The following is a 3908-nucleotide window of genomic DNA, read 5'->3' as shown; positions in this document are numbered from 1 at the left end:
TCGCGCGCGGGCTCCGGCGCGGGCGGCTCGGGCGCGGGCTCGGGTTCCGGCACCGGCAGCGCGGCGATGTCCTGCGTGCTTTCCGGGAGCGCCGCGCGCTCTTCGGTCAGCGCGGCAAAATCGGATTCCGAGAGGATGTCGACCTCCTGGAAGGTCACCTCGGGCGGGTCGGAATGAAAGAGGCCGCCAAAGAGCAGCCACGCGAAGACCACCCCGTGACCGGCGAGCGAGACTTTGAGGCCCGTGTCCATGGGCCGCCCCTCAGTTCCCCGAGCCGCCGTCGAGCGTCGGACCGCCGATATCGGTCACGAGCCCGATCGACCCGAACCCGCCGGCATTGAGCGCGCCCATGATCTGGGCGACGGTCTCGTAGGACACCGCCCCGTCGGCGCGCAGGTAGACCCGGTCGTCGGCGCGTTCGGTGGCAATGGCGCGCAGGCGATTCACCAGATCGTCGCGGGCGACCTCGGTGGTCATGATCATCACGGTGCCGTCGGCCGAGACGGTCACCGTCAGCGGCTCCTCGTTGTCCGAGGGCAGCGAGGTCGCGGCGGTCTTCGGCAGCTCCACCGGAACGCCAACGGTCAGAAGCGGCGCGGCCACCATGAAGATGATCAGAAGCACCAGCATCACGTCCACGAAGGGCGTGATGTTGATCTCGGACATCGGCGCGGCGCGGCGGCCGCCGCGTCTGCGGCGTCGTCCGCCCCCGCCGCCCGACTTGATGACCCCGGCCCCCATCTCAGCTGTCCAGCTGGCGCGAGAGGATGGTCGAGAACTCGTCGGCGAAGGCCTCGTAGCCGGAAATCAGCCGGTCGCTGTCGGCGGAGAGCTTGTTGTAGAAAATCACCGCCGGAATGGCGGCGAGAAGACCGAGGCCGGTGGCCAGAAGCGCCTCGGCGATACCGGGGGCCACGACGGCGAGGTTGGTGTTCTGCTGCTGGGCGATCTCGATGAAGGCATGCATGATGCCCCAGACCGTGCCGAAGAGACCGACAAAGGGCGCGGTGGAGCCGACGGTCGCGAGGACCGGCAGGCCCTTCTGCAGATCCTCGGCCTCTTTCTGGATCGCGACATCCATCGAGCGGTCGATCCGGGCCTGCGCTCCGGCGATCAGCCCGCCATCGTCGCGATGCGAGCGCCGCCACTCCATCATGCCCGCGGCGAAGACCCGCTCGTCGCGGCCCGAGGGCTCCATGCCGGTCTGCTCGAAGAGCTCGTCGAGCGGCTCGCCGGACCAGAAGGCGGCGTCGAAGCGCTCGGCCTGGCGGCGGGCCGCCCGGTAGGCGATGAGCTTCTGGACGATGATCGACCACGACCAGATCGAGGCGATCACCAGCGCCAGCATCACGAGTTTCACGGTGAGGGTGGCGCGCGCGAAAAGCGCCCACATGGAGAAATCAATCTCCTGCGCCAGCGCGAGGGTTTCCGTTTCCATCTGCCTGCTCTCTTGCCCTTGGGCCGGACCTCTGTTCGGGCCCGCTTTGCGCCGCTTGATACACCATTCCGCGGCGCCACGCCAACACAATGCCGTGTCGGCGCGCGCAAGGGCGGCTCCGCGCCGATGGGGCGCGGTCAGTGAAGCGGGCGGCGCAGCTCTTCGGGCAGACGCTGGGGCACGCCGTCGAGGGTGACGCAGACCACGGTCACCTCGGCCTGGAAGAGCCGCTCGCCCGCGCGCCGCACCTCCTGGTGCAGGACCAGCCGCGCGCCCGAGGCCTGCGCGGTCTCGGTCACCACGTCGAGCTCGTCGTCGAAGCGGGCGGGCGCAAGGAAATCGCTTTCGATCCGGCGGACGACGAAGACCCGGCCCGCATCGCGCAGGGCGTTCTGGTCGATGCCGAGGCTGCGGACCCAGTCCGAGCGGGCGCGCTCGATATAGCGCAGGTAATTGGCGTGGTAGACGATGCCCGCCATGTCGGTGTCTTCGTAATAGACCCGGACCGGGAAATGATGCGCCATGTCGCGGACCTCTCGTCGCTGCCTCACCCTTCGCGCCTAGCGGTGGGCGGGGCGCTCCGCAACCCTCAGGCGGGAGGCGGCGCCGCGGCGAGCCGCGCGGCAAGCCGCAGCGCGTGCGAGGGGTCCTGCGCCACGGCGGGCATCACCGGATCGTAGGCGGCCCGGATCAGCGCCGCGATCTCGGGGCGGAGGACGACGCGCCCGTCGCCAAGCTGACCGAGCGCCGAGCGGTCGCGGAAGGCGGTGTCGGACCAGAGGAGCATGGTCTGCACGACCTGCGACAGCGCCAGCGTCTCGGCCGGAACCGCGGAGAGCTGGTCGTCCATCTTCAGGAACACGAATGAGGCGCGGATCGCGCCGGCCTCGTCGAAGCGGAAGACCCGGTACTGGTTGGCCTCCGCGGCCTCGAGCCGGTCGACCAGCGGGGCCAGCCCCTCGATCAGCCGGTCGAGATTGGGCACGCCCAGAAGCTCCTGCCAGTCGCGGAAGAAGAACACCATGAGATTGGCGCCGAGCTCGGGATCGGTCTCGGCGATCTCGTGCCCGGCCATCTGGCAGACCGCTTCGAGCGCTCCCTTGAATGTGGCGAGCGTCGCATCCTCGACGCCGAAGACGACCGGGGCCAGCGGGCGGCCCCAGCGGGCGCAGAGATAGCTGCCATCGGCGCGGGTGAAGAGCGGTTCGATCTCGTCTTTCGTCATCATGCGGCGCGGTCTGGCACGGCGCCCGGCGCGGCGCAAGCGGCTGGGACGGGAGCGAGGGGGCCGTCTGCCCCCTCGCGCTCCCCCGAGCGGTATTTGGAAAAAGAAGAAGCTGGGGGGTCAGTCGAAAAGCGTCGACTGTCCCGGCGGCTGGGGGGCCGGAAGGCCGAGATGGGTCCAGCCCTTCTGCGCCAGCATCCGGCCGCGCGGGGTGCGCGCGATCAGGCCCTGTTGCAGGAGATAGGGTTCGATCACCTCCTCCAGCGCATCGCGGCTTTCCGAGAGCGCGGCCGAGAGCGTTTCGATGCCGACCGGGCCGCCGGCGTAGTTCTCGGCGATGAGCGCGAGATAGCGGCGGTCGGCGCCGTCGAGACCGAGGATGTCGACGCCGAGACGGGTCAGCGCGTTGTCGGCCAGTTCGCGGGTGATCGTGCCGTCGCCCTCGACCACGGCGAAATCGACGACGCGGCGGAGGAGCCGCCCGGCGATGCGCGGCGTGCCGCGGGCGCGGCGCGCGATCTCGCGCGCGCCTTCGGGATGGGCGGTGACGCCGAGCTTCGCGGCGTTGCGCGACACGATCAGGTCGAGCTCTTCGACCGTGTAGAATTGCAGCCGCGTCGGGATGCCGAAGCGGTCGCGGAGCGGCGTGGTCAGGAGACCGAGCCGCGTCGTGGCGCCCACAAGCGTGAAGGGCTGAAGCTCGATCCGGACGGTGCGCGCGGCGGGGCCCTCGCCGATCACGAGGTCGAGCTCGTAATCCTCCATCGCCGGGTAGAGCACCTCTTCTACCGCCGGGTTCAGGCGGTGGATCTCGTCGATGAAGAGCACGTCGCGCGCTTCGAGATTGGTCAGGATGGCGGCGAGATCGCCCGCCTTGGCCAGAACCGGACCCGAGGTCATGCGGAAATTGACGCCGAGCTCGCGGGCCATGATCTGCGCGAGCGTCGTCTTGCCGAGGCCAGGGGGGCCGTGAAACAGCGTGTGATCCATCGCCTCGCCGCGCTGGCGGGCCGATTGCAGGAAGACGCGCAGGTTCGAGCGCGCCTCGGCCTGGCCCACGAACTCGTCGAGCGAAAGCGGGCGCAGCGCGCGGTCGCGGTCCTCGGCCTGCGGTTCGGGCCGCATCAGGGGATCGGGCGTGCTCATGCCGGGGCCAGGCGTTTCAGGGCGGCGCGGATCAGCGTCGGCGTATCGGCGTCAGGATCGGCCCCGGCGGCCTCGGCCACCGCCTGCGCGGCCTCGCCC

At 70.1% G+C, this 3908-nt stretch carries 5 protein-coding genes and 2 pseudogenes; all 7 read right to left on the bottom strand.

Translation table 11 applies throughout. The features are described from left to right. Window positions 1–251: pseudogene (locus ACFQ4E_RS20405) on the bottom strand (cell envelope biogenesis protein TolA); the annotation flags it as partial. Window positions 252–261: 10 nt separating this feature from the next. Then, complete coding sequence (gene tolR / locus ACFQ4E_RS20400; protein WP_386806376.1) at window positions 262–741, bottom strand: protein TolR; 480 nt, start codon at window positions 739–741, stop codon at window positions 262–264. A gap of 1 nt (window position 742) precedes the next feature. Then, the gene (gene tolQ / locus ACFQ4E_RS20395) at window positions 743–1438 is read right to left on the bottom strand and encodes a protein TolQ (RefSeq protein WP_386806375.1); all 696 of its coding nucleotides are present in this window, start codon (window positions 1436–1438) and stop codon (window positions 743–745) included. 137 nt (window positions 1439–1575) lie between these two features. Further along, a complete protein-coding gene (gene ybgC, locus ACFQ4E_RS20390; RefSeq protein WP_386806374.1) occupies window positions 1576–1962 on the bottom strand; it encodes a tol-pal system-associated acyl-CoA thioesterase in 387 nt (128 codons plus the stop codon). A 65-nt stretch (window positions 1963–2027) separates the two neighbouring features. Further along, window positions 2028–2663: a hypothetical protein gene (locus ACFQ4E_RS20385; RefSeq protein ID WP_386806377.1), complete on the bottom strand. Its 636-nt coding sequence runs from the start codon at window positions 2661–2663 to the stop codon at window positions 2028–2030. Between the two features lie 120 nt (window positions 2664–2783). Next, entirely contained in the window at window positions 2784–3809 is a 1026-nt protein-coding gene (gene ruvB / locus ACFQ4E_RS20380) for a Holliday junction branch migration DNA helicase RuvB (RefSeq protein WP_386806373.1), read from the bottom strand. Next, window positions 3806–3908: pseudogene (locus ACFQ4E_RS20375) on the bottom strand (Holliday junction branch migration protein RuvA); the annotation flags it as partial. The pseudogene ACFQ4E_RS20375 and the gene ruvB, both read right to left, overlap by 4 nt.

It is taken from the genome of Litorisediminicola beolgyonensis, assembly GCF_042679605.1.
In the GTDB taxonomy this organism is placed as follows: domain Bacteria; phylum Pseudomonadota; class Alphaproteobacteria; order Rhodobacterales; family Rhodobacteraceae; genus Litorisediminicola; species Litorisediminicola beolgyonensis.
This window is presented reverse-complemented; position numbering and strand designations above follow the sequence as displayed.